Origin of the sequence: Alginatibacterium sediminis, assembly GCF_003610775.1 — a bacterium.
GTDB classification, from domain to species: Bacteria; Pseudomonadota; Gammaproteobacteria; order Enterobacterales; family Celerinatantimonadaceae; genus Alginatibacterium; species Alginatibacterium sediminis.
On the sequence record NZ_RAQO01000005.1, the window covers coordinates 158,029 to 181,172 of the forward strand.

Genomic DNA, 23,144 nt, shown 5'->3' on the forward strand with positions numbered 1-23,144 from the left:
GGAGGTTGCATTTGTCGAGTTTTGATCAGCAAGCTGTCGAGGCTTTTGTTTTAACCGAAAAGCTTGGCAGTATTTCGGCAGCAGCTAAAAGCATGGGAAAAAATAGGGCGCAATTGAGTCAATGGATTGCTAACTTAGAAATTGACTGGAATGTAGAATTGTTTAGCCGAACGGGTCACAAGCCAAGTTTGACTGAAGCCGGGCGACGTCTACTACCGATGTGCCAGCAGCTACTTGAGCAACAACAGCTAATCGCCAAGCAAGTTGCGTTGGTTGGTGACAGCGAACAAATCCATTTACGTCTTGGAGTTAGCGTATATCTGGCCAGCTCCGAGATTGCCCTGGTCGTTAGTCGTTTCCACGCCGCTTTCCCTAACGTTGATTTGGAAATTGTTCAGCGACGCGATGAACAGCTGCTTAACTGGGATCAAGACCTTGAACTCGATTTAACTCTGTGTATTTATCGTGACCAGTACCCAGCGAATGCTATCGTCACTCCAATCACCAAAATAAATATAGTTGCCGTATGCTACAAAAATCATCCTTTAGCGAATGCATGCGCAACCAACACCGAACAAGTATTAGCCCATACCTGGATTACCTTACGTTCTCACTCCAAGGTGCCGTTATGGGAGCCAGAGTTTATTCAGCGTCAGATACAAGTTGAAGAGCAGGCGCTAGCCATTGAGCTGTGCAAGTCAGGGCTGGGAGTTTTATCTGCAGAGCAAAGCCAAGTTCAGCCTTATCTGGATTCGGGAGAATTGCTGATCATCGACCACGAGCAAGCAACAATTACTGAAAGTCTCGGTGTCGTCGTTGCCAAAACAAAGACCAAAAGTGAACAACTTAATCAACTTATTAAGATCATTCAGTCAGTGTTTCCCTCGTCGTAAATGAAGCGAAAACTGAACTAGTATAAGGAAATAAAGTGCATATTAAACCAAGTTTAAAATGGATGGCCCTCGCAGTTTGTGTAAGTGTTTTAAGTGCTTGTGATGGCGGTGAAGTAGGCAGTGTTTCGCTAGGCATGTTCACCACCAAAGATATAAAAATAGAAGTCTTAGTGGATCCAATTATAACTGGAGTTACTTGTCATATTAGCCACGTGGATGCCGATTTAGATTTCTCGGACCCATCAGATATGGGAATTGCTTGTCGGCAAGCTGGACCGATTACCAGCGCGATGATCGCTCAAATAGATAAGTCTAAGTCGGGTGAGATTGTGTTTAAAAAATCGAAGAGTATTTTGTTTAAAAGTTTGAAATTACGTCGTGTTTTTGACCCCCAATCGCAAACTATTATGTATGTCAGCTATAGTACCAAAGAGCTACAAGGTAGCTTTAAGCATTCGCTAAGTACGGTCCCTTTGTGGGGAACCCAAGCTTGGCAGGCCCCAGTGGCTAGTAGTAACTAAAATTACTAAGCTCTCAAGCACCAAAACCTTGAGTCATGAGCTGCTAGCTTTAGTTGCTGGGTCTTTTTCTGAAATCTCTCGGACTTGTTCCTGTTTGCTGGCGAAATACTCGCGAGAAGTAATTGCTCTCACTAAAACCGCAGCGCTGAGCGATCTGGTTCATACTCGGTTGTGATGGGTCATGGAGTAATGCTTTGGCTTTTTCTACTCGCTGTTCAATGAGATAGAGCGCTGGGCTTGTATCAAGGTAGCGCCTAAATAGCCGTTCAAGTTGCCTTGTGCTTAGAAAGGCGGCTTTTGCAATATCGGTGCTACGCAATTGAGTTTGAGCTAACTGCTGTTCAATAAAACTTAAAGCTCGGGCTAAAGAAATAGTAGCGCCTTGTTGGGCGTGATTGTGCTGTTGATATTCGCGCGCCAAAATCACCACCAGTTGACGTAACTGTGACAAAACTACAGTCTCAAACCCTATTTCTGCATGTTGATACTCATGCTCAATTCCGAGTAGTAGACGATGGACTTCGTCGAGACGATCTTGGCTCAAGTTTAAACGCGGTAAGGCATCACTATGCTTGCGCGCAATCGGCTCCAAGGTAAACAAAGCTTGATAACCCGCCAGCAAACGCAGCTGAGTTGTTTCAAAACATGGAGTTTCACCTTCAAACATCAAATTAAAAATTTTTAGGTTTTGAGCACTGCTAAATCCATGTGCAATGTGGCCATTGATCACAAATACATCGCCAGCTTGGATAGTGTCGGTAAAATCGCCAACCTGATGCCTAGCACTACCTTCTAAAACAATTACCAGTTCGGAAAAATCATGCTGATGCAGCGCAAAAGCGCGATCGTGGAACGCTGGCTGTATGCAAAACTGCAATTGTGGGTGGCGTTGATGAGAGCTAAGTCGATAAGTTTTATTCATGTCGTAATAATGCTAATAATTGTCGGTATTTGCAAGGTGAATTGAGCATTCTAGGTTTACAGTTAAGACAACTTTAGAAAATGAGATCATCAGTATGAGCTATCCCTATCAAGATTCATCGTTGAAAAGCAGCGAACGTGTAGCCGATTTATTGAAACATATGACATTGGAAGAGAAAGTGGGTCAAATGATCCAACTACCAGCCCATGATGCCGAACATGTTGAAAGCTTAGAAGCCATGAACGTCGGTAGCTATCTGCATTGTACCGGCGATCAGCCGCGCGAGTTACAAGAACGCGCGAGTAAAACCCGCTTAGCTATTCCACTTATCTTTGGTATCGACGCTATCCACGGCCATTGTTTTGAGAATGACGCCACCGTTTTTCCAACCCAACTTAGCGCTTCTAGTTCTTGGGATAGCGATCTAATGCAACGTATGGGTAAAGTGACCGCGCTTGAAACACGGGCAAGTGGTCAGCACTGGACATTCTCGCCGGTTTTATGCGTCGGCCGTGACCCGCGTTGGGGTCGAGTGAATGAAACCTATGGCGAAGATCCATGGTTAATCGGTGAGATGGCTTCCGCCACTATCCGAGGTTATCAAGGGGAAGACTTTAGGAATGACGATTCTATTTTAGCCTGCGCTAAGCATTATGTTGGCTATGGTGACGCCCTTGGTGGTCGTGATTCTTATGAAGCGGATAGCTCTAAACGTAAGCTATTGTCTTTATTCTTACCACCATTTGAAAAGGTGGTTAAAGAAGCCAACTGTGCCAGCTTAATGACTGGTTATCATTCAATAGACGGGGTGCCTTGTACCTCGAATTCTTGGTTGCTACGTGAGGTGGCGAAAGAACAGTGGGGTTTGAAAGGCTTCATTGTCACCGACTGGGATAATGTGATGTCGCTTCATAGTAAGCAAAAAGTTGCAGCTGATATCAAAGAGGCTAGTTATCTGGCCCTGATTGGCGGTAACGATATGATGATGACCACCCCAGACTTTTATCAGTCGGCAATTGATTTAGTTAACGAAGGAAGGATTGACGAAAGCTTAATTGATGACTCTGTATCGCGAATACTACTAGCAAAATTTGAGTTAGGGCTCTTTGACGAGCAGCGCTTTACGCCCGCTGAACGTAAGCAAGTACTAGGTAGTGAAGCGGCATGGGAAACAGCATTAGAAGCAAGTCGTAAGTCCATGGTCCTGCTCAAAAACGACGGCATATTGCCATTGTCTGCAAGCAAGCTTAAAAGAGTGTTGTTGGTAGGACCCAATGCCGATGATGTTATAGCCCAGCTTGGGGATTGGTCCTTTGGTTCAATGCAAGCTGCTGCTGCACATGATTATTTTCATCGCCATCAAACCATTACACCAAAAGCTGCTTTGGAACAGTATGCGGCTAGCCATGGCTTTGCTTTTGACTACGTTAAAGGTGCCGATTGTATTGATGAGAGTTTTGAACAATTAGAACTAGTCCGCAGTAAAGCAGCCGAGGCTGATGTCGTTATTGCCTGTGTTGGTGACACTTTAAAACAAAATGGTGAGTTCCATGACCGGGCTAATTTGGATCTTAGTGGTCAGCAGTCAGCGATGATTGAGGCCATTCATGAAAGTGGCACTCCTCTAGTTTCTGTATTTGTAGCCTCTAAACCGCTAACCATTCCGCGTTTAAATGAATTAAGCAGCGCCTTGGTATGCAGTTTCAATCCAGGATGTAAGGGTGGGCAAGCTATCGCCGAGCTTATCTTTGGCGATCTAAACCCAAGTGGAAAACTGACTATTTCGTTTCCTCATCATGTTGGCCAAGTACCGGTTTACTATAATAAATTTACGGGTTGGCATTCAATGAACGAACCCGAGTTCAACGGAGAAGAACGTTACATCGATATGCCGGTTACTCCACTATTTGCATTTGGTGAAGGCTTATCGTATAGCCAATTTGAGTACTCCACAGCGAAATTGACTCAAAATGTTATTAAGTCTGGTCAAGATGTTGAAGTTGAAGTGAATTTGACTAATACAAGTACCATTGATGGCACCGAAATTGTCCAGGTTTATATCAACGATGTTTATAGTTCGGTAACCACAGAAGTAATGAACTTGCGTGGGTTTGCTCGAGTTTCACTTAAAGCTGGTGAGAAAAAACGGGTGACGATCAAAGTGAAATTTGAGGATTTATCCTTGGTTAACGCCCAGTTAGAACGAGTTGTTGAACCGGGTGCATTCGAGTTGTTCATTGGCGCTAGCTCTCGAGAACAAGACTTACAATGTCTAGCTTTTGATGTAATCGCGGACTAAACCGTAGTTCTCAACACGGCATAAAAAAGGGCAGCTAAGCTGCCCTTTTTACCGATTAAGGATATGCCTAATCGACTGTCTTTTTGCCTGTGAGGTAGGCTTCTAATAGTTCTGGGCTTAGTTCGCCAGCATCTTCAAGTGTTTTAAGCTTGGCTACAATGCGCTTTTGCTCGTCCATAGACGGAACCTTAAGCTCGGGCTCAGAACTACCTTCGATACCATTGATTAAGTCTTCTAGCATAATCAGTCCTATATCTAGTTAATACGTTTGTATTTAATGCGATGAGGCTGTGAAGCTTCTGGACCTAAGGTCTCTTTCAACCACGCTTCATAGTCGGTGTAGTTACCTTCATAGAAGTTTACTTGACCTTCATCTCGATAATCGAGAATGTGGGTAGCAATTCTATCTAAGAACCAACGGTCATGTGAAATAACCATGGCACAGCCGGCAAAATCCAGTAGTGCATTTTCAAGGGCGCGCAAGGTTTCAACATCTAAATCGTTGGTCGGTTCATCAAGTAGTAATACATTACCGCCGGTTTGTAATAGTTTAGCCAAATGCAACCGACCGCGTTCACCACCTGATAGCTCTCCGACCCGCTTTTGCTGGTCGGTGCCTCTAAAATTAAAACGTCCGACATAGGCACGACTAGGAATGTCGATATTCCCAATCTTGAGGATATCAGCGCCTTGGCTTACTTCTTCCCAAACCGTGGCTTTATCGTTCATAGAATCACGGAATTGATCAACACTGGCGAGCTGAACCGTATCTCCGATATCTACGCTACCTGAATCGGGTGACTCACTGCCATTAATCATGCGAAATAGCGTTGATTTACCCGCACCGTTTGGCCCAATAATTCCAACGATCGCACCTTTAGGGACACTGAAGGTCAAATCGTTTATCAGTACACGACCATCATATGATTTGGTGAGGTTAGTGATATCAATAACTTTGTCACCAAGACGCTGTGCCGAAGGAATGAACAACTCATTCGTTTCGTTACGTCCCTGAAAGCTTTGAGTATTAAGCTCTTCAAAACGGGCTAGCCGTGATTTACTTTTGGCTTGGCGTGCTTTTGGATTAGTTCGAACCCATTCTAATTCTTTTTGGATAGACTTCATGCGGGCTTTTTCTTGAGACGCTTCTTGCGAAAGTCGTGCTTCTTTTTGCTCAAGCCATGATGAGTAATTACCTTGCCAAGGAATACCTTCACCTCGGTCAAGCTCGAGGATCCAACCGGCAACATTGTCCAAGAAGTAACGGTCGTGGGTTATGGCTACTACGGTACCTTCGTAGTCGTGCAAGAACCGTTCAAGCCATGCTACAGACTCTGCATCCAAGTGGTTGGTAGGTTCATCTAAAAGAAGCATGTCGGGTTTCTCGAGCAACAAACGACATAAAGCTACTCGGCGACGTTCACCCCCACTGAGGTTCCCAATTTTTGCATCCCAAGCTGGTAAACGAAGCGCATCCGCTGCTCGCTCCAGTTGATTCTCTAGGCTATGCGCATCATGGGTAGCCAAAATAGCTTCAAGTTTACCTTGTTCTTGTGCTAGCGCATCGAAGTCGGCATCGGGTTCTGCATAGGCAGCATAAACTTCATCTAATCGAACCTGAGCCTCTTTTACAGCACGAACTGCTTCTTCAACGGTATCGCGAACCGTGGCTTCTAAGTCTAGTTTAGGCTCTTGCGGTAAGTAACCAATTTTGGTGCCAGGGTGAGGGCGAGCTTCACCTTCAATGTCTGTGTCAATACCTGCCATAATTCGAAGTAGGGTGGATTTACCCGCTCCGTTAAGGCCTAGGACACCAATTTTTGCGCCTGGAAAAAAACTTAATGAAATGTCTTTAAGGATGTGACGCTTTGGCGGCACGATCTTACTTACTCGGTTCATTGAAAAAATGAATTGAGCCATGGAAGGTTCCTTCTGAAAATCGAGTTTAAATTGATGCTGCCTATAGTACTTGGTTTGGACATTAGGTGCATAAAATTTTGCAAGCGAAGCATGCGTAAAGTAGTTGTGAATGCGGGCCTAAATAACGATTTTCATAAACATCATTACTTTTTCTATTTATCCCAACTATATATGTGGGTAGATACTGCTGCGCTTGGTAAACTATTGTCTCTTTATCCCCCCTCTCTATCTTCATTTACAGGCGCTTTCATGGCTAATTGGTTACGCAGTCACTTCTACTTGTTGGTGGCGTTATATGCTGCAACTATTTTCATCAGTAATGACGCTTTTTTACCGGCGATTCCAATCATGAGTGACGATCTAGACGTTGCTGATGGCCAGGCTCTGATGGCCGTAACGGTATTTGTGTTCGGGTCTATTAGTGTGCAATTTATTGTTGGACCGTTATCTGATGCTTTTGGTCGCAAAGCCATCATGCTTGGTGGGGGGCTAGTATTTATGCTGGCAACCTGGGTATGTGGTTTATCGGATAATATAGCAATGCTACTTAGCGCCCGTTTTTGTGCTGGTGCAACAATGAGTTGTATTTTTGCCGGTGGTTTTGCGGCAATTAACGAATATTATGGCGATGATAATGCAGTCAGGGCTTTATCATTGAGTGCAAATGTGACCATGTTAGCTCCAATGCTTGGACCCGTTATTGGAGCTTTTATTTTGCAGTTTCATACCTGGCATTACATATTTTTTTACGACGCCTTATTGATGGCAGCTGTATTGGTGTTGTTAGTGCTTTATATGCCAGAAACTAATCTGAGACTTCTACAAGGTCGCGAGACTCGACTTAATTTGCGCAGTGTTTTTAGTCCACTACTCGTAGTAGCGCGCAATCGTCGTTTAATGATAAGCAGCGCCGCTTTTGGTCTCTCCGGCGCCGTTTTTATGATGTGGATTACTGGATCGACGATTATGTTGATGAAAAACTTAGGACTTAGCGCTGCTGACTATGCTGTTTGGCAAATTCCTGTTTTTGTCTGTTTATTGTTTTCAAATAACTTAGCGCCGAAACTAAGCCGTAAGGTTGGTTTAGACCGTTATGTCGCGCGCGTATTTTGGTTGGTAGGCTTGGCTGCAATCCCATTTGCGATTGCGAGTTTATTTGAAACGAGTTTGTTGGGCGTTATGCTACCTATGTGTATGTTCGCGTTTGTAAAGGGTTTGCAGAACGCACCATTCAATCAGTACGTACTGCGTTTAGAAAAAGTGTATAAAGGCACTGCAGCATCGCTGTACTCGTTTGTGAATGGTATTTTTGGTGTTTTGGGAGCCTTAAGCGCATCCTTGTTGGCAGAACATAGCAATGCTAGCTATCAGGCACTGATGGCGGTGTTAGTTGCTAGTTCGATGATCGTCGGCTGGTATGCATTGCGGATCAATAAGTCAGATGCAAGCTAAAATACTTTTCGACTATTTGTCTGCTTAAAAGCAATGAGCTTGATAGCGTCATTGTAAATAAAACGGTACACATTAGTATCCTGAGCAGGGTGAAATTGCTAAGTTAAATTTACATCGGTCAAAGGCAGCCACCTAATTTTTTTAACAATAAGCTACGCATGTACCCCTAACGGAAGTTATGACTAAGTTGACTAAGTAACTGAATTAATTATATCTATACGGATTAGCCTGAGTTAACACTGCCTTTGAATCGGCAGGCATTACATTTTTGTCGCATCGACATCAAATATAAAAAATATAGTTATAAAAATGTGATCATTCCCATGAAAATGTAATTAAATACTGATCTTTGCAAAAAAAATCAAGTAAATTGCATTTTGTATTGAACTTTAGTGTAATTCGCTAGTCTGAAGAGCAGCTCAGTACAATAATGAGCTGATTATTTCGATTGTTTCGAATTATTGTTGGTATAGTTTTTTTAGGATACGAAAATGCGATTTCGTTGGTTAGGGCTAGTTGTGGTTATTTGGGGTGCACTCACGGTGTATTCCGCGTCAGACAGTAACGATAATCAAACCGTTCAAACCCATAATAGAGTCGCTAGTTTTTTTAATAACTAGTTCTCACATATCCTCGCCGTTTTTAACGCGAGAGCTTAGCTAGCGCAAGGTTCCTAGCGATCCCTCTGTTCCTTTAATCTCAAATCTTGTTATTATGTGCCTACCGCATAATAGTAAACGAATTGATCATGAAAAAATTGTTGTCGCGCCTTGTTCTAGCCTGCGCTGTAATGAGTGTGCCAAGCTTTGCAACAACTTACCCAATGCCTGAAAATGGACGTGTTATTGGCACGCTTAGTTATTATACTGTCATCCAAGGTGAGTCGATGGCTGATATAGCTGAACGGCACAATATTGGTTTTTTAGCGTTGATGGCCGCCAATCCCGGACTCGATCCATTTCTACCTGACGGTGGTACTGAATTAACCATTCCTACGCAGAGTATTCTGCCAGATGCTCCCCATCAAGGCATCGTCATTAACCTAGCTGAGCTGCGTTTATATAGCTTTCACCGTGATGGTTCTGCAGTCGATGTATTCCCTATAGGTATTGGTCGCATCGGTCGTGACACGCCTGAAATGTCAACTAAAATTAGTCAAAAGCGCGAGAATCCAACTTGGACGCCTACCAAGAATACTCATATAGAGTATCGCGAAAAAGGCATTGAACTTCCAAGAGTTGTACCCGCCGGACCCGATAATCCTTTAGGTTTGTACGCAATGCGTCTTTCTTATGGAAGCGGGGAGTATTTAATACATGGTACGAACAAAGAGTTTGGCATAGGAATGCGGGTGAGCGCAGGTTGCATCCGATTGTATCCTGATGATATTGAGTATTTGTTTTCAAAGTCTCAATTGGGTGACAAAGTGACGATTGTTAATCAACCAATCAAGTATGCAGTGCAGCCTAATGGTGAATTTGTAATGGAGGTTCATGAACCTTTGAACCGAACAGAAGAAGAAGTTCACGAAGCCACCGCTTTAAAACTCGACCGAAGTGCGCTTAAGTTTGTAGTGCAAGATGGTGTTGAATCAAAGAAAGTAGCGCAATTGCTTAAGAATCAGAATGGTTTAGTGCAAAGTATTGGACGTCAAGTTGAGATAGAAGCAAATGAGAATGCTCAAGTTACGATAGTTCAGTAGAGTAGATTAAAGGTACTAAGAATTTAGCAGGAAGAAGTAAAGCAGTGATACGTGAGTATCACTGCTCAAACATAATTACTTCGTGTAAGAAGTAGCCATGTTGTCTAGACGTTCGTTTGCACGCATTGCATCAGCTTTCGCTTGGTCAGCAGTCATTTGCGCCGCATTTGCTGCATCTTGTTCAGCACGTAGTGCTGCAACTTCAGCTGCAAGAGCTTCTACTTGATCGTTTAGAGTGAAACTTTCTTGTTCTGTAGTAGTTTGATTTGAACAACCCGCTAGAGCGAAAGTTGATACAATAGCCCCTGCAATTAACAATTTTTTCATAAGTAATCCTTCCTTAAAATTCAGACGTGTAAGTTCGTCGGTAAAATTGCAAACACCAGTAGTTACGATATCCGCACTTACAGATTATGGCGTATTATTGAATTGCTGCAAGCCTTTGTTGCGATTTGTTCATGATTTTTCTAGCAAAATATTTCTAAAGCTACGTTTCGAGCCTAGTATGTACCAAATTACGCTCACTTACCTCAGTGTTTGCTGAACTTAGTTGATTTTTGTGCGATCGGATTGCTAATGGTTGAATATTTTTCAGCTTGAGAGCTCTTCTGCCATGCATAAGTTGTTTAAGGGCTGCAGCTGCGGCATTATTTATCTCGACTTCAAGCAATCAGGCACGATCTTGGACTATCCAGCACGCTAAAGTGTGGTTAGAATATGCCACTTTGCTCACCTTGCAACACTCGCATAAAAAGTAGGAGAAACACCATGTTAAAGCGTGATATGACTATCGCAGACTACGATGCTGAACTTTGGCAATCGATTGAAGAAGAAAGTGCTCGTCAAGAGCAGCACATTGAACTAATTGCGTCAGAAAACTACGCTAGTCCGCGTGTCATGCAAGCTCAAGGCTCTTACTTAACCAACAAGTATGCTGAAGGGTACCCAGGTAAGCGTTATTATGGCGGTTGTGAGTTCGTCGACAAGGCTGAATTCTTAGCAATTGAAAGAGCAAAACAATTATTTGGCGCTGATTACGCAAACGTACAGCCGCATTCAGGTTCACAAGCTAACTCTGCTGTTTATATGGCGCTCTTGAATGCAGGTGATACGGTTTTAGGCATGAGCTTAGCTCACGGTGGGCACTTAACTCATGGTTCGCATGTAAGTTTTTCAGGTAAAATCTATAATGCGGTTCAGTATGGTATTGACCCGATTACTGGTGAGCTTGATTATGATGAAGTTGCTAGTCTAGCTCGCGAACATAAACCTAAGATGATTATTGCAGGTTTCTCTGCATACTCAGGCATTGTAGATTGGCAAAAATTTCGTGAAATCGCTGATGAAGTTGGTGCTTATTTGTTTGTCGATATGGCTCATGTGGCGGGCTTGGTTGCAGCTGGTCTTTATCCTAATCCTGTTCCAATTGCAGATGTGGTCACAACGACGACTCATAAAACTTTAGCTGGCCCTCGCGGTGGTTTAATTTTGGCGCGCGCCAATGCAGACATCGAAAAGAAACTCAACTCTGCAGTTTTCCCTGGTGGTCAAGGTGGTCCTTTGATGCACGTGATTGCCGCAAAGGCAGTTGCTTTCAAAGAAGCCATGGAGCCAGAATTTAAAGTTTATCAACAAGCGGTTCTGGATAATGCCAAAGCAATGGTGAGTGTATTTCAAGAGCGTGGTTATAAAATCGTATCTAACGGTACTCAAAATCACTTGTTTTTGTTAGACCTGATTGATAAAGACATCACGGGTAAAGATGCGGATGCTGCCTTGGGCTTGGCACACATCACAGTTAATAAAAATTCCGTGCCCAACGATCCTCGCTCTCCGTTTGTGACGAGTGGGCTTCGTATTGGTACTCCAGCGATTACTCGGCGTGGATTTAAGGTAGATGATGCAGCACTACTTGCGACATGGATGTGTGACATCCTAGATGACCTGAGCAATCAGCAAGTCATTGATACGGTTCGTACTAAAGTATCTGAAATCTGCGTACGTTTACCCGTATATGGCTAATGTATACACAACCTAATAATGAGCTTGCTTCGGCAAGCTTTTTTGTAAGAAATCAAAAAAATGTAAACATATCTATACAGTATGAATTTTGACCATGTTGCATGTTTAAGTATACTGTCAGTGCGTTTAAGTTTCGGCGCAACTCGGGCTGTTAGGGATTAACTGCTTGATCACCCAAGGAGGGTGTTGTCCCACATCAATAAGAGACGATACCAATGACAAGTCAATTTGAAAAACATTTACTAGCCATGAACATCGCGTTTTGGTTAGTCGTGGCAATAGCGGCACTACCCTAATATAGCCCAATCTTAAAATGATTCTTGGACGCAATTGCGTCCTTTATCTTTTGCTTGATATAAAGCTGAATCGGCTTTTTCAATCAATGCGTTAGAGTCAAATGGTGCTTCCGGGATAATGCTCGATACTCCAGCACTTATGGTTAATTTTTGTTTACTTCCTTCCACATCAAAGTTCGATCTTTCGATTTCAAAACGTATTTTCTCAGCAAAACTTGCAGCTTTCCCGATCAAGGTCTCAGGAAGTACGATGACAAACTCTTCGCCACCAAAGCGGGCAAAGGTATCTGTAGCACGGTTAACTTGTTTAGAAATGATCTGTGCGACGTGGACTAAACATTGATCGCCTGCGATGTGTCCAAAGGTATCGTTGAAGCGTTTAAAATGGTCAATATCGAAAATGATAATGGAAATGGGGTGATGGAAGCGGGCACAACGATGAAATTCGCGATCTAAAGCTTCGTCAAGATAGCGTCGGTTGTAAACTCCCGTCAGGCTATCTGTGTGGCTAGTTAATTCCAGCTGTGACAAAGCATCTTGTAGGGCCAAAGTGCGTTCATTTACGCGATGCTCTAAGTCGAGAGTTGAATTACGATGGATTTCTAATGCACGATCTTGTGCTTCTTGTCGCTTACGCCTCTCGATATTTAATCGCTCTATTAAGGCTAATGACAAAAGAAAGACTTCAAAGCCGGAGCCAATCATCATGGCATTGCGCGTAAACGTATTCAGCGGAATGACACCGTAGGTAGCCAAGGCTAAAAGTACACCACCGGACATAAACATCATCCACGCCAAGCTAAAATAGCGGGCGAAAACTAGGCCTTGAGCCCAACGTATCAATGAAATAAGGATACTGACGATGTTGATAGCGACTCCAACGGCGATCGCTATTTGCATGTTTATCGAATAAGGAATAACAAAGCTGGCAACCATACCAAGCATGCTTAAGGCACAAACCAATTTAAACAAAAGATATGTGCGCGGCATTCGATTTTCGAATTGCAGAAAAGTCATTGAGAAGCGAGAGCTGGCAAGCACTACAGCCCAAAGTAATAAAGCCAGTGAAATGCGGTTCCAGTCGGGTAGATTTGGCCACAAATATTGATAAGCGTAGCCGTAATAAGTGAAGAAAAATAAACAGCTAACTAAGGCAAATGCAACATAGTAAATGTAGGACCGTTCTCGAACGGAGAAATATATGAAGATGTTGTATATAGCCATGCTTAACATCAAACCCAAATAAAGACCGAACCCAAGATTAGTTCGCTCATATTTGTTATGAAACTCAACATTGTTCCAAATCTGAATAGGTAATTGCATTGAACTGCTGGTCTTCACTTTAATGAAAACCTCAACACTTTCATCTGGAAAGAGATCAAGCGGGACGAGGAAGTTACGGTGATTAATGGGACGCTCTTTAAACTCAAATTGATCACCAAGTATGAAGCGCTGAACTGGAGCCCCAGGGAACTCTAAATATATGTCAACGTAGTCAAGTAAAGGATAACGAATTTCGATTAAGCCTTGCCAAATTTCAGTATCAGGATTGGTAAATCTAAATTTAAACCAATGATGGTCACTGCTGTATCCCGAGCTTTGTTGCGGAGAGTAATTTGGCTGCCATTGTTCAGGGGCGATGAGTTTAATGGCTTCCAAATCACGGCTTTGGCTGACATCGATAAAATGAGATACATCCGGCTGTGGAGTGATTGGAATATTTAGGGTTTGAGAGATAGCAGCTTTGGTAAAAAACAAACAAAAAAAGCAAAAAAAACTGAAGATCCAGCGTTTGACAATCTGATTGCCAAGTAGACTACTATGTGTCGAGCTTTCAAACGCTTTATCCAAGCCAATTTCTCCTTCATTTGTCATCGTTTCAAAGTCTACCTGAAGCGCTGTCGAAGGTCTTGCGTTTGTTTGGCTTCTAGCGCATAAAACGTTACCATGCGTCGTATATTCCTAAGTAAGAAACCCATCATGTATTGTCCATTTTGCTCGGCTAAAGAAACCAAAGTAATTGACTCGCGACTGGTAGCGGATGGTCACCAAATTAGGCGTCGACGCGAATGTCTGGAGTGTCATGAACGTTTCACAACTTTTGAAACGGCTGAATTGGTCATGCCTCGTGTCATAAAGGGTAACGGTACTCGAGAGCCATTCAATGAAGATAAGCTGCGAGCGGGTATGGAAAGAGCACTTGAAAAGCGGCCGGTGGGCACCGATGCAATAGAACAATCAATCAATAAAATCACCTCGCAGTTACGTGCCACTGGTGAACGAGAACTGGATGCAAGTTTGATTGGAAATTTGGTTATGGAACAACTTAAGGCCTTGGATAAAGTGGCCTATGTTCGCTTTGCATCAGTATATCGGTCATTTGAAGATATTCGAGAGTTTGGCGAAGAGATTGCCAAATTGGAGAAATAGTATGTTGCAAGCTCCTTTTAGTCCGCTTGACACAGAATTTATGGCTATGGCCCTACGGTTGGCTAAACGTGGTCAATATACGAGTTCTCCAAATCCTAACGTAGGTTGTGTCATTGTTAAAAATGGTAAGTTGCTTTGCCAAGGGTTCCATCAACAGGCTGGTTGTGGACATGCTGAGGCAAATGCAATTGCGAGTGCGGCCGCCAATAATATTGATATCAGCGGCGCTACTTGTTACGTGACTTTAGAGCCTTGTAGCCATTTTGGGCGCACGCCGCCATGTGCCCAAGCTCTAATCGACAATCATGTTGCTCGGGTAGTTGTTGCGATGACCGACCCAAATCCACAGGTAGCGGGCCAAGGCTTAGCAAGTATGCGCCGAGCAGGGATTCAGGTTGAGCTTGGGCTTTTGGAGTCTCAGGCACGTTTGTTAAATCCCGGTTTTTTGAGCCGAATCGAGCGAAAACGGCCATTGGTTCGCTTAAAACTTGCCTGCTCTATCGATGGTAAGATCGGCCTGGCCAATGGTCAAAGCAAATGGATCAGTTCTGTACAATCCCGCAGTGATGTGCAACTTGAACGGGCAAAAAGCTCAGCAATATTGTCAACCGCTAATACGGTTCTGGCGGATAATGCCAGTTTAAACGTGCGCGGTGATGAGTTACCGAAATCTCATTGTCTCGACCTAAATGCCTTACGTCAGCCCACGCGGATAATAGTAGACCGACAAAATCAATTGCTGCCTCAGGCCAACTTGAAACTTTGGAATGAAGAGTCGCAAGTTTTGTTATTGCAAGATCAGCCCTATCAAGCGAGCAATTCAAAGGCTCAAACGGTATGTGTTCCGCAGTCTAAAACTTGGCTCAAAGATGCCATGTCGCTCTTAGCCTGCGAGTATGAAATTAATGATGTATGGGTTGAAGCGGGAGGGCACTTTGCAAGTGCCTTATTGCAATCAAATTTAGTTGATCAATTGATTATCTATCAAGCGCCCATCGTATTAGGTGGTGATGGTCTATCTTTGTTCGGGGCTATGGGGCTTGATCGAATGGAACAAAGCTTTCGCTGGCAGTGCCTTGAATCGCGTCGTATTGGTCCCGACATTAAAACGACATACATACCATCTCTCGAAGCTTGAGTAGATGGCTAAGGCTTAGGTTTACCGCGCAGCAAGTGGTATCGATTGACACTAGTCATTCTACGATATGCGGTAACAATTTTTGACAGGTCTGCTGACCTCTAGATAGGAACATACATGTTTACTGGTATTATCGAAGCACAGGGCATCGTGACCGAATTACGTCAGTCGAGTCAACAATGCCGACTTAGCATTCAAAGCAAAGAATTGGACTTTTCAGATGTTCACTTAGGTGACAGCATTGCAGTGAATGGGGTTTGTTTAACCGTAGTCTCTTTTGATACGCAAAGCTTTTGCGCTGATGTATCTCACGAAACCTTGAAACTCACCTCGCTTGGGTTCTTAAAAATAGGTTCCAAAGTTAATCTTGAGAAAGCAATGTTAGTAGGCTCTCGATTTGGTGGGCATATAGTAAGTGGTCACGTTGATGGTTTAGCGACGGTAGAAAGCATTACGCGCAACGGCAACGCTAGCGATTTTTGGATAGAAGCGCCACAAGATCTAGCTCGTTATATTGCCCATAAGGGCTCGATCACGGTTGATGGCATTAGTTTGACCGTAAATGAAGTCAATAACAGCGGATTTCGCTTAACAATTATTCCCCACACTGAACTAAAGACAAGTATTGGGGATTGGAAAGTTGGTACTCAGGTGAACTTGGAAGTTGACGTGATTGCGCGCTACACCGAACGTTTACTATCGTCGGCGAATCATTCTGCTTCCGACTCGAACTTAAATCGAGAATTTCTAGCTGAACATGGTTTCTTGCGCTAGTTTTTGGGTAACGACCCAAACGAATAATAATCAGAATAGTTTTGTAATAGGTATGGATGGATTATGGCACTTAGTAGCATAGAAGAAATTATCGCAGATATACGCGATTCAAAAATGGTCGTTCTAATGGATGACGAAGACCGAGAAAATGAAGGGGACCTAATCGTTGCAGCCGATGCCATCACGCCAGAAATAATAAACTTTATGGCGACTCATGGACGCGGATTAATTTGCTTGCCAATGACCAAATCTCGTTGCCAACAGCTAAAATTACCGCTAATGGTTGATGAAAACAGCTCAGGATATTACACCGCGTTTACAGTATCTATAGAAGCCGCTGAAGGGGTAACTACAGGAATATCAGCTGCCGATCGCGCAGCTACGGTACTTGCCGCTGTTCAAACGGATGCCAAACCTAGTGATCTGGCAATGCCGGGTCATATTTTCCCTTTGATGGCAAAAGAGGGCGGAGTGCTAAGTCGCGCTGGACACACGGAAGCGTCAACTGATTTAGCTCGTTTGGCAGGTTTTGAGCCAGCAGCTGTCATTGTTGAAATATTAAATGAAGATGGCAGCATGGCTCGTCGCGATGATTTAGAAATTTTCTGCGAAAAGCACCAGCTGAAAATGGGCACCATTGCTGACTTAATCGAATATAGAAACCTAAATGAGACAACCATTGAGCGCCTTGATGAATGTACTTTACCTACCGCATATGGTGAGTTCAAGCTGGTGAGTTATAAGGACACTATCGACCAACGAGTACATTTCGCGCTGCTCGCCGGAAATGTTGACAGCAATGCTGAAACGACCGTTAGAGTTCATCTACACAATAGCTTTAACGATCTTTTTGCAAGCGACCGCGTTAGCAAGATGAGTTGGCCACTTGACCAAGCTTTAGCTAAGCTTTCCCAGGACAAAGGTGTGTTGGTTTTACTTAATGCCGATGTAAGCGCACAGGATCTTATTGAACAAGTTAGAAACTTCGCTCAGTTAGATAAAGGTGAAGCACCCATTCAAAAAACGAACGATAATGCATCCCGTAATGTAGGTGTCGGCTCGCAAATTTTATCGGACTTAGGCGTCCGTAAAATGCGTTTGCTTAGTTCTCCAAAGCATTACCATGCCTTGTCTGGTTTCGGCCTAGAAGTTGTGGATTATATAGAGAACAACTAAAACACGGTGCTTTTGGGGTTAATTTGGAGCTTAAGTTATTCATCTTCAATCAAAAAAATGCGCTTAGGCTAAACTAAGATACTGCAGACTTTGTTCTGCAGTTTTTATTTTGAGGAATTCGCGTGTAGCACGCTGCGAAAGCGAGTGCTTTTATGCTAGACTAGCGCGCTTTTGAATCAACCGAATCGAAAAATAGGTCAAATATGAACATCATCGAAGCTCAATTAGCCTCTCCAAATGCTCGCGTTGCTATTGTAATCGCTCGTTTTAATAGCTTTATCAACGAAAGCTTGCTCTCAGGTGCTGTTGATACCTTGATTCGTCAAGGCAGTGTTGACGAAAACAATGTTACCGTTGTACGAGTACCAGGTGCGGTGGAAATTCCATTGGCAGCTAAACGTTTAGCTGCAACCGGTAACTATGATGCAATTATCGCCCTTGGCGCCGTAATCCGAGGTGGAACTTACCATTTTGAGTTAGTTGCCAATGAGTGCCATAAAGGCCTTGCACAAGTCATGATGGAATATAACTTGCCGATCACTTTTGGTGTTTTAACCACTGAATCTATCGAGCAAGCAATCGAGCGCGCCGGAACTAAAGCTGGCAATAAGGGAACTGAAGCGGCTCTAAGTGCTTTAGAAATGATTAACTTATTACCAAAAATTGACCAGTAGTCCTAAGGGGAAAACGTGAAACCAGCAGCTCGTCGCAAAGCCCGCCAACTCGCAACACAAGCGATTTATCAATGGCAGATGACCAATGACAATGTCGCAGACATTGAATTCCAGTTTACTAGCGAAGAAGACAACGCCAAGGCTGATTTGGATTATTTTCGTCAACTATTGGCTGGTGTCACTGGTAATGTTACGAAACTTGATCAAGCGATGGCCTCAAGCCTCTCGCGTAAATTAGAAGAACTCGATCGAGTTGAACATGCCATTTTGCTAATTGGTATGTATGAACTGCTACTTGTTGATGATTTACCACCAAAGGTTGCCATTAACGAAGCGATTGAATTAGCGAAAGTTTTTGCTGCCGAAGACAGCCATAAATTTGTGAATGGTGTTATGGATAAAGTATTACGCCTTCAGCAATATAAAGATTAGTCGGTGAGTCAGAAACTGCCCTTGAACGAGTTTTCTCTGATTGAACGTTTTTTTGCTAACCATAGCCAACGTAACGACCTAGTCTTAGGAATAGGCGACGATGCGGCTATTGTTGAAGTGCCTAAAGACCATCAATTAGTTATCTCTAGTGATACCTTAGTTGAAGGTGTGCACTTTTTACCGAATATTCCACCGCGAGCACTAGGTCATAAGGCACTTGCTGTCAATTTAAGTGATTTAGCAGCGATGGGTGCCGAACCGCGCTGGGCGACCCTTTCAATTAGCTTACCTAGCTTAGATGAACAATGGTTGGCGGAATTTTCAGCTGGCCTTTTCGAGTTAGCCGAATTTTTCAATGTCGCACTTATTGGCGGTGATACTACCCGTGGTCCTTTGAGTATTACGATTACTATCCATGGTGTGATTCCCAAAGATAAAGCCTTATTGCGCAGTAGCGCTATGCCTGGTGATTGGTTATACGTAACCGGATCTATAGGTGGCTCTAATTTGGCCTTGCAAAGTTTACTTGATGAAGACTTTGCTCACGAATATCAGCAGCACTTCAATAAAGACCAACAACAAGCCCATCTGGATAAGCATTATTTCCCACAGCCCAGAGTGCTTGCCGGTTATGGTTTACGAGGTGTTGCCAATGCAGTTATTGATATCTCTGATGGTTTATATGGCGACCTTCGCCATATTTTAAAGGCTAGCGATTGCGACGCTAAGTTATGGCTTGAGAAATTACCGGTAGTCGAAGGACTAGAGCAGTTTCTTGGACGCGAGCAAGCGCTCAAAATGGCCTTATGCGGCGGCGAAGATTACGAACTATGCTTTACAGTGCCCGAAGCTAATAAAGGCTCGTTGGACATCGCTCTTTCTTACAGTGGGGTTAATCACCAGTGTGTGGGGCAATTGAGTCGCGGCGATGGTCAAATCGAGCTGCTCGAACATGGACAGGCCAAAGCTATAGAACTACCAATTAGTTGGGATCACTTTACAACAAGCGCGTAAGAGGCAACATGGCAAAGTCAGACTTCGAAAATTTGCGTTGGTATAACTTAAATCATCTTTTAGCTCTTGGATTTGGAAGTGGTCTTGCGCCTAAGGCGCCAGGTACTTTCGGTACCTTGGCTGCAATTCCATTTTTCTTGCTTATGTCCGGACTAACACCAACTAGTTATGCTTTACTCGTGGTATTTAGTTTCATTATCGGTATTTGGGTGTGCCATAAAACCAGTGAAGATATGGGGAGCCATGACCACGGTTCAATTGTTTGGGACGAGTTTGTTGGTTTCTGGATAACGATGTTCATGGTGCCGGTGTCGTTGACAAGCGTTGTATTAGGCTTCGCTTTGTTCCGTCTCTTTGATGTTTGGAAGCCATGGCCGATTGCGCTGGTCGACCGTAAGGTTGGTGGCGGCTTTGGAATTATGATTGATGATGTGATCGCTGGAATATTCGCCGCAATTTCACTTCAGTTAATATTACGCTTACCTTATTTTAGCTAATCTCTAACAAGCTTGTCATTATTAGTGCAAGCACTTCCAATTATGGTGCATATCTATGCGACTTTAGCGCATTGATATTGGATTATGTGGTATTTATTGCAAAACATAGAGAAAACATCCTTTCAGCTATTTACAGCCGTCACCAAAAATAATAGCTTAATTGGGTTATAAAAGTTGTGAACGAAAGCTGAAGGTTTTTTAGCCACTTCGTTACACTTCAAAATAATTAGACATAACACAACAACTAGGCGCATGGATCTTGCCCTTATAGGTAGCACGTATCTAACTGTGCTCACAATGGAGTATTATAATGAAAAAAGGAATCGCTAAGCTGACGCTGGCGCTAGCTGCAACTGCCGTTGCTGCAAGTGTACAAGCTCAGACTTTCGTATTTTGTTCAGAAGGAAGCCCAGAGGGTTTCAACCCAAGTCTTTATACCGCTGGTACAACTTTTGACGCATCTTCAAAAACAATATTTAACCGCTTGGTTGAGTTCGAAGTAGGTACAACAACCGTTGTTCCTGGTTTGGCTGAATCTTGGTCGGTATCTGATGATGGTCTCGAGTACACTTTTAATCTTCGTAAGGGCGTAAAATTCCATGCTCAGAAGAAAGGTTTTGCTCCTAGCCGTGACTTCAACGCTGATGACGTACTTTTCACTTTCCAACGTCAAGATGACCCAGAACATCCTTACCACAAAGTTTCTGGCGGCTCTTACGAGTACTACAGCGGCATGGGTATGCCTGAGTTAGTAACTGAAGTCGTTAAAGTTGATGATTATACCGTTAAATTTGTATTGTCTAAGCCTGAATCTCCATTCATTGCTAACATGGCTATGGATTTCGCATCTATTTTCTCAGCAGAGCAAGCTGATGCAATGCTAGCGGCTGGTACTCCAGAGCAACTTGACTTAAATCCTGTTGGTACCGGACCTTTCCAAATGGTTCAGTACAAAAAAGATTCGTTAATCCGCTACTTGGGTAACCAAGATTATTGGCAAGGCGCTCCAGCAATTGAGAAACTAGTATTCTCAATTACACCTGATGCTTCAGTTCGTTATGCGAAACTGAAAAAAGGTGAATGTCATGTGATGCCTTATCCAAACCCTGCTGATATTGAGCAAATGAAAGCTGACGAAGATATCAACTTGCTGAGCCAAGAAGGTCTTAACGTTGGTTACTTAGCGTTCAATACACAAAAAGCACCGTTTGATAACGTGAAAGTTCGTCAAGCTTTGAACTACGCGGTAAACAAACAGGCTATCTTGGACGCAGTATTCCAAGGCAGCGGTAAAGCAGCTAAGAACCCAATTCCACCAACCATGTGGTCTTATAACGAAGCGGTTCAAGACTATCCATATGATCTAGAAAAAGCCAAAGCTCTTCTAGCTGAAGCGGGTGTGACTGATCTTAAAACCAATATCTGGGCTATGCCTGTACAACGTCCTTACAACCCAAATGCACGTCGCATGGCTGAAATTATCCAAGCAGACTGGGCTAAAATTGGTGTTGAAGCTGAAGTTGTTTCTTACGAATGGGGTGAATACCTTAAGCGTTCGAAAGAAGGCGAGCATGATACTGTATTGCTAGGTTGGACTGGTGATAATGGTGACCCAGATAACTTCTTAAGCGTGTTGTTAAGCTGTGATGCTGTTGGTGGTGGTAACCGTGCTATGTGGTGTGATGAAGAGTTTGATAAAATCATCATGAAAGCTAAGCAACTTACTAATATCGAAGAGCGCACCAAGCTTTACGAAGAAGCACAAGTTGTATTTAAGGCAAAAGCACCATGGGCAACTATTGCTCACTCGGTTACGTACAAGCCTTTACGCAAAGAAGTTCAAGGTTTCAAAATTGACCCACTTGGTGGTCATCACTTCTACGGTGTTTCTTTGAAATAACACCTCGATAGGGCAGCATTGCTGCCCTATTTTTTTATTTCGCTGTCACCCACAAAGTAGTTTTATATGTTCCAGTTTATTTTTAAGAAATTATTACTCGTCGTACCGACTTTTATTGGTATTACCTTGCTTACCTTCACCTTGATTCGAATGATACCTGGTGACCCCATAGAGATTATGGCCGGTGAGCGGGGTGTATCCCCAGAACGTCATGCTCAACTGCGTTCTGAACTTGGCCTCGATCAGCCCATTTTGGTTCAGTATTTCGATTATGTTCAAGGTATTTTCCAAGGCGACCTTGGCGTTTCGTTGATAACTAAGACGCCTGTTATCGAAGAGTTTCTATCATTATTTCCTGCAACTGTTGAACTCGCTTTTTGCGCTGCAATGTTTGCAATAATAATCGGACTACCCGCAGGTATTATTGCTGCGGTGAAACGGGGCTCGGTGTTTGACCACTCCGTTATGACCATTTCCTTAACCGGTTATTCGATGCCTATTTTCTGGTGGGCTTTGTTATTGATGCTGGTATTTTCGGTCAACCTCGATTTGACCCCGGTGTCGGGGCGAATGGATGTTACCTATTGGATAGATGAAGTCACTGGATTCATGTTAATAGATACCCTGCTTAGCGGTGAGGAAGGTGCATTTAAAAGCGCGGTCCATCACTTAGTTTTACCAAGTATTGTCCTAGGTACTATTCCAATGGCAGTAATCGCTCGTATGACGCGTTCGTCAATGCTTGAAGTGCTTGGTGAAGATTATATCCGTACCGCTCGTTCAAAAGGTATGGTTCCAATGCGAGTGATTGTCGTCCACGCCTTACGAAACGCATTAATTCCGGTAATTACAGTCATTGGTTTGCAGGTCGGGATCTTACTTTCTGGTGCAATTTTGACTGAAACCATCTTCGCATGGCCAGGCATTGGTAAGTGGCTTATTGAGTCTATCGGACGTCGCGACTATCCAGTGGTTCAAGGTGGTATTTTGATAGTGGCAACCATGATAATTATGGTCAATTTATTCGTAGATATAATGTATGGGGTTGTTAACCCGCGCATTAGACACGCACATTAAGGAGG

21 protein-coding genes are annotated in these 23,144 nt (G+C 43.4%); 16 read left to right on the plus strand and 5 right to left on the minus strand.

Annotated features, from left to right (window positions below; translation table 11 throughout):
* Positions 1-11 precede the first annotated feature (11 nt).
* Both DBZ36_RS09110 and DBZ36_RS09115 read left to right on the plus strand, forming a co-directional pair.
* Positions 12-893, plus strand: coding sequence for a LysR family transcriptional regulator (locus DBZ36_RS09110; RefSeq protein WP_158589059.1), 882 nt, complete (start codon positions 12-14; stop codon positions 891-893).
* Between the two features lie 62 nt (positions 894-955).
* Entirely contained in the window at positions 956-1,414 is a 459-nt protein-coding gene (locus DBZ36_RS09115; RefSeq protein ID WP_120354966.1) for a CreA family protein, read from the plus strand.
* 49 nt (positions 1,415-1,463) lie between these two features.
* Here DBZ36_RS09115 and DBZ36_RS09120 read toward each other — a convergent pair whose 3' ends face one another.
* Positions 1,464-2,336: a helix-turn-helix domain-containing protein gene (locus tag DBZ36_RS09120; protein WP_120354638.1), complete on the minus strand. Its 873-nt coding sequence runs from the start codon at positions 2,334-2,336 to the stop codon at positions 1,464-1,466.
* Positions 2,337-2,430: 94 nt separating this feature from the next.
* On the opposite strand from DBZ36_RS09120, the gene DBZ36_RS09125 reads away from it, so the two are divergent.
* Complete coding sequence (locus DBZ36_RS09125; RefSeq protein WP_120354639.1) at positions 2,431-4,635, plus strand: glycoside hydrolase family 3 N-terminal domain-containing protein; 2,205 nt, start codon at positions 2,431-2,433, stop codon at positions 4,633-4,635.
* Between the two features lie 67 nt (positions 4,636-4,702).
* Here the strand turns inward: DBZ36_RS09125 and DBZ36_RS09130 are convergent, their stop codons facing one another.
* Together DBZ36_RS09130 and ettA are read right to left on the minus strand one after the other, a co-directional pair.
* Positions 4,703-4,876, minus strand: coding sequence for a restriction endonuclease subunit S domain-containing protein (locus DBZ36_RS09130; RefSeq protein WP_120354640.1), 174 nt, complete (start codon positions 4,874-4,876; stop codon positions 4,703-4,705).
* Positions 4,877-4,890: 14 nt separating this feature from the next.
* Entirely contained in the window at positions 4,891-6,555 is a 1,665-nt protein-coding gene (gene ettA / locus DBZ36_RS09135; protein ID WP_120354641.1) for an energy-dependent translational throttle protein EttA, read from the minus strand.
* Between the two features lie 249 nt (positions 6,556-6,804).
* Here ettA and DBZ36_RS09140 point away from each other — a divergent pair, with 249 nt between their 5' ends.
* Together DBZ36_RS09140 and DBZ36_RS09145 are read left to right on the plus strand one after the other, a co-directional pair.
* Positions 6,805-8,007 carry an MFS transporter gene (locus DBZ36_RS09140; protein WP_158589060.1) on the plus strand — a complete coding sequence of 401 codons (1,203 nt, stop codon included), beginning with the start codon at positions 6,805-6,807 and terminating at the stop codon, positions 8,005-8,007.
* Between the two features lie 748 nt (positions 8,008-8,755).
* Complete coding sequence (locus DBZ36_RS09145) at positions 8,756-9,709, plus strand: L,D-transpeptidase family protein (RefSeq protein ID WP_120354643.1); 954 nt, start codon at positions 8,756-8,758, stop codon at positions 9,707-9,709.
* 75 nt (positions 9,710-9,784) lie between these two features.
* Here the strand turns inward: DBZ36_RS09145 and DBZ36_RS09150 are convergent, their stop codons facing one another.
* The gene (locus DBZ36_RS09150; RefSeq protein ID WP_120354644.1) at positions 9,785-10,036 is read right to left on the minus strand and encodes an Lpp/OprI family alanine-zipper lipoprotein; all 252 of its coding nucleotides are present in this window, start codon (positions 10,034-10,036) and stop codon (positions 9,785-9,787) included.
* A 441-nt stretch (positions 10,037-10,477) separates the two neighbouring features.
* Here DBZ36_RS09150 and glyA point away from each other — a divergent pair, with 441 nt between their 5' ends.
* Positions 10,478-11,731 carry a serine hydroxymethyltransferase gene (glyA, locus tag DBZ36_RS09155; RefSeq protein ID WP_120354645.1) on the plus strand — a complete coding sequence of 418 codons (1,254 nt, stop codon included), beginning with the start codon at positions 10,478-10,480 and terminating at the stop codon, positions 11,729-11,731.
* Between the two features lie 308 nt (positions 11,732-12,039).
* On the opposite strand, the gene DBZ36_RS09160 is transcribed toward glyA, so the two are convergent.
* Positions 12,040-13,902 (minus strand): sensor domain-containing diguanylate cyclase, encoded by a 1,863-nt coding sequence (locus DBZ36_RS09160; protein WP_120354646.1) that lies wholly within the window; start codon positions 13,900-13,902, stop codon positions 12,040-12,042.
* A gap of 105 nt (positions 13,903-14,007) precedes the next feature.
* Between DBZ36_RS09160 and nrdR the strand changes: the two genes are divergently transcribed.
* The 10 genes from nrdR to DBZ36_RS09210 all read left to right on the plus strand — a co-directional run bounded on the left by nrdR (position 14,008) and on the right by DBZ36_RS09210 (position 23,139).
* Positions 14,008-14,457 (plus strand): transcriptional regulator NrdR, encoded by a 450-nt coding sequence (gene nrdR / locus DBZ36_RS09165; protein ID WP_120354647.1) that lies wholly within the window; start codon positions 14,008-14,010, stop codon positions 14,455-14,457.
* 1 nt (position 14,458) lies between these two features.
* The gene (gene ribD, locus DBZ36_RS09170; protein ID WP_199711820.1) at positions 14,459-15,595 is read left to right on the plus strand and encodes a bifunctional diaminohydroxyphosphoribosylaminopyrimidine deaminase/5-amino-6-(5-phosphoribosylamino)uracil reductase RibD; all 1,137 of its coding nucleotides are present in this window, start codon (positions 14,459-14,461) and stop codon (positions 15,593-15,595) included.
* A 117-nt stretch (positions 15,596-15,712) separates the two neighbouring features.
* Entirely contained in the window at positions 15,713-16,369 is a 657-nt protein-coding gene (locus DBZ36_RS09175; RefSeq protein WP_120354648.1) for a riboflavin synthase, read from the plus strand.
* A 63-nt stretch (positions 16,370-16,432) separates the two neighbouring features.
* Entirely contained in the window at positions 16,433-17,545 is a 1,113-nt protein-coding gene (ribBA, locus tag DBZ36_RS09180; protein ID WP_120354649.1) for a bifunctional 3,4-dihydroxy-2-butanone-4-phosphate synthase/GTP cyclohydrolase II, read from the plus strand.
* 203 nt (positions 17,546-17,748) lie between these two features.
* A complete protein-coding gene (ribH, locus tag DBZ36_RS09185) occupies positions 17,749-18,219 on the plus strand; it encodes a 6,7-dimethyl-8-ribityllumazine synthase (protein WP_120354650.1) in 471 nt (156 codons plus the stop codon).
* 15 nt (positions 18,220-18,234) lie between these two features.
* The gene (gene nusB, locus DBZ36_RS09190; RefSeq protein ID WP_120354651.1) at positions 18,235-18,651 is read left to right on the plus strand and encodes a transcription antitermination factor NusB; all 417 of its coding nucleotides are present in this window, start codon (positions 18,235-18,237) and stop codon (positions 18,649-18,651) included.
* Positions 18,652-18,654: 3 nt separating this feature from the next.
* The gene (thiL, locus tag DBZ36_RS09195; RefSeq protein WP_325049083.1) at positions 18,655-19,665 is read left to right on the plus strand and encodes a thiamine-phosphate kinase; all 1,011 of its coding nucleotides are present in this window, start codon (positions 18,655-18,657) and stop codon (positions 19,663-19,665) included.
* 8 nt (positions 19,666-19,673) lie between these two features.
* Complete coding sequence (locus DBZ36_RS09200; RefSeq protein WP_120354652.1) at positions 19,674-20,162, plus strand: phosphatidylglycerophosphatase A family protein; 489 nt, start codon at positions 19,674-19,676, stop codon at positions 20,160-20,162.
* Positions 20,163-20,472: 310 nt separating this feature from the next.
* On the plus strand, positions 20,473-22,062 hold the full coding sequence (locus DBZ36_RS09205) for an ABC transporter substrate-binding protein (RefSeq protein WP_120354653.1): 1,590 nt from the start codon (positions 20,473-20,475) through the stop codon (positions 22,060-22,062).
* A 66-nt stretch (positions 22,063-22,128) separates the two neighbouring features.
* A complete protein-coding gene (locus DBZ36_RS09210) occupies positions 22,129-23,139 on the plus strand; it encodes an ABC transporter permease subunit (RefSeq protein ID WP_120354654.1) in 1,011 nt (336 codons plus the stop codon).
* Positions 23,140-23,144 lie beyond the last annotated feature (5 nt).

Bases quoted from the DNA above. Each gene is read 5' to 3' on its own strand.
- DBZ36_RS09115 (WP_120354966.1), top strand. From the start codon at position 956: ATGGCCCTCGCAGTTTGTGTAAGTGTTTTAAGTGCTTGTGATGGCGGT.
- DBZ36_RS09120 (WP_120354638.1), bottom strand. From the start codon at position 2,336: ATGAATAAAACTTATCGACTTAGCTCTCATCAACGCCACCCACAATTG.
- DBZ36_RS09125 (WP_120354639.1), top strand. From the start codon at position 2,431: ATGAGCTATCCCTATCAAGATTCATCGTTGAAAAGCAGCGAACGTGTA.
- DBZ36_RS09130 (WP_120354640.1), bottom strand. From the start codon at position 4,876: ATGCTAGAAGACTTAATCAATGGTATCGAAGGTAGTTCTGAGCCCGAG.
- ettA (WP_120354641.1), bottom strand. From the start codon at position 6,555: ATGGCTCAATTCATTTTTTCAATGAACCGAGTAAGTAAGATCGTGCCG.
- DBZ36_RS09140 (WP_158589060.1), top strand. From the start codon at position 6,805: ATGGCTAATTGGTTACGCAGTCACTTCTACTTGTTGGTGGCGTTATAT.
- DBZ36_RS09145 (WP_120354643.1), top strand. From the start codon at position 8,756: ATGAAAAAATTGTTGTCGCGCCTTGTTCTAGCCTGCGCTGTAATGAGT.
- DBZ36_RS09150 (WP_120354644.1), bottom strand. From the start codon at position 10,036: ATGAAAAAATTGTTAATTGCAGGGGCTATTGTATCAACTTTCGCTCTA.
- glyA (WP_120354645.1), top strand. From the start codon at position 10,478: ATGTTAAAGCGTGATATGACTATCGCAGACTACGATGCTGAACTTTGG.
- DBZ36_RS09160 (WP_120354646.1), bottom strand. From the start codon at position 13,902: ATGACAAATGAAGGAGAAATTGGCTTGGATAAAGCGTTTGAAAGCTCG.
- nrdR (WP_120354647.1), top strand. From the start codon at position 14,008: ATGTATTGTCCATTTTGCTCGGCTAAAGAAACCAAAGTAATTGACTCG.
- ribD (WP_199711820.1), top strand. From the start codon at position 14,459: ATGTTGCAAGCTCCTTTTAGTCCGCTTGACACAGAATTTATGGCTATG.
- DBZ36_RS09175 (WP_120354648.1), top strand. From the start codon at position 15,713: ATGTTTACTGGTATTATCGAAGCACAGGGCATCGTGACCGAATTACGT.
- ribBA (WP_120354649.1), top strand. From the start codon at position 16,433: ATGGCACTTAGTAGCATAGAAGAAATTATCGCAGATATACGCGATTCA.
- ribH (WP_120354650.1), top strand. From the start codon at position 17,749: ATGAACATCATCGAAGCTCAATTAGCCTCTCCAAATGCTCGCGTTGCT.
- DBZ36_RS09200 (WP_120354652.1), top strand. From the start codon at position 19,674: ATGGCAAAGTCAGACTTCGAAAATTTGCGTTGGTATAACTTAAATCAT.
- DBZ36_RS09205 (WP_120354653.1), top strand. From the start codon at position 20,473: ATGAAAAAAGGAATCGCTAAGCTGACGCTGGCGCTAGCTGCAACTGCC.
- DBZ36_RS09210 (WP_120354654.1), top strand. From the start codon at position 22,129: ATGTTCCAGTTTATTTTTAAGAAATTATTACTCGTCGTACCGACTTTT.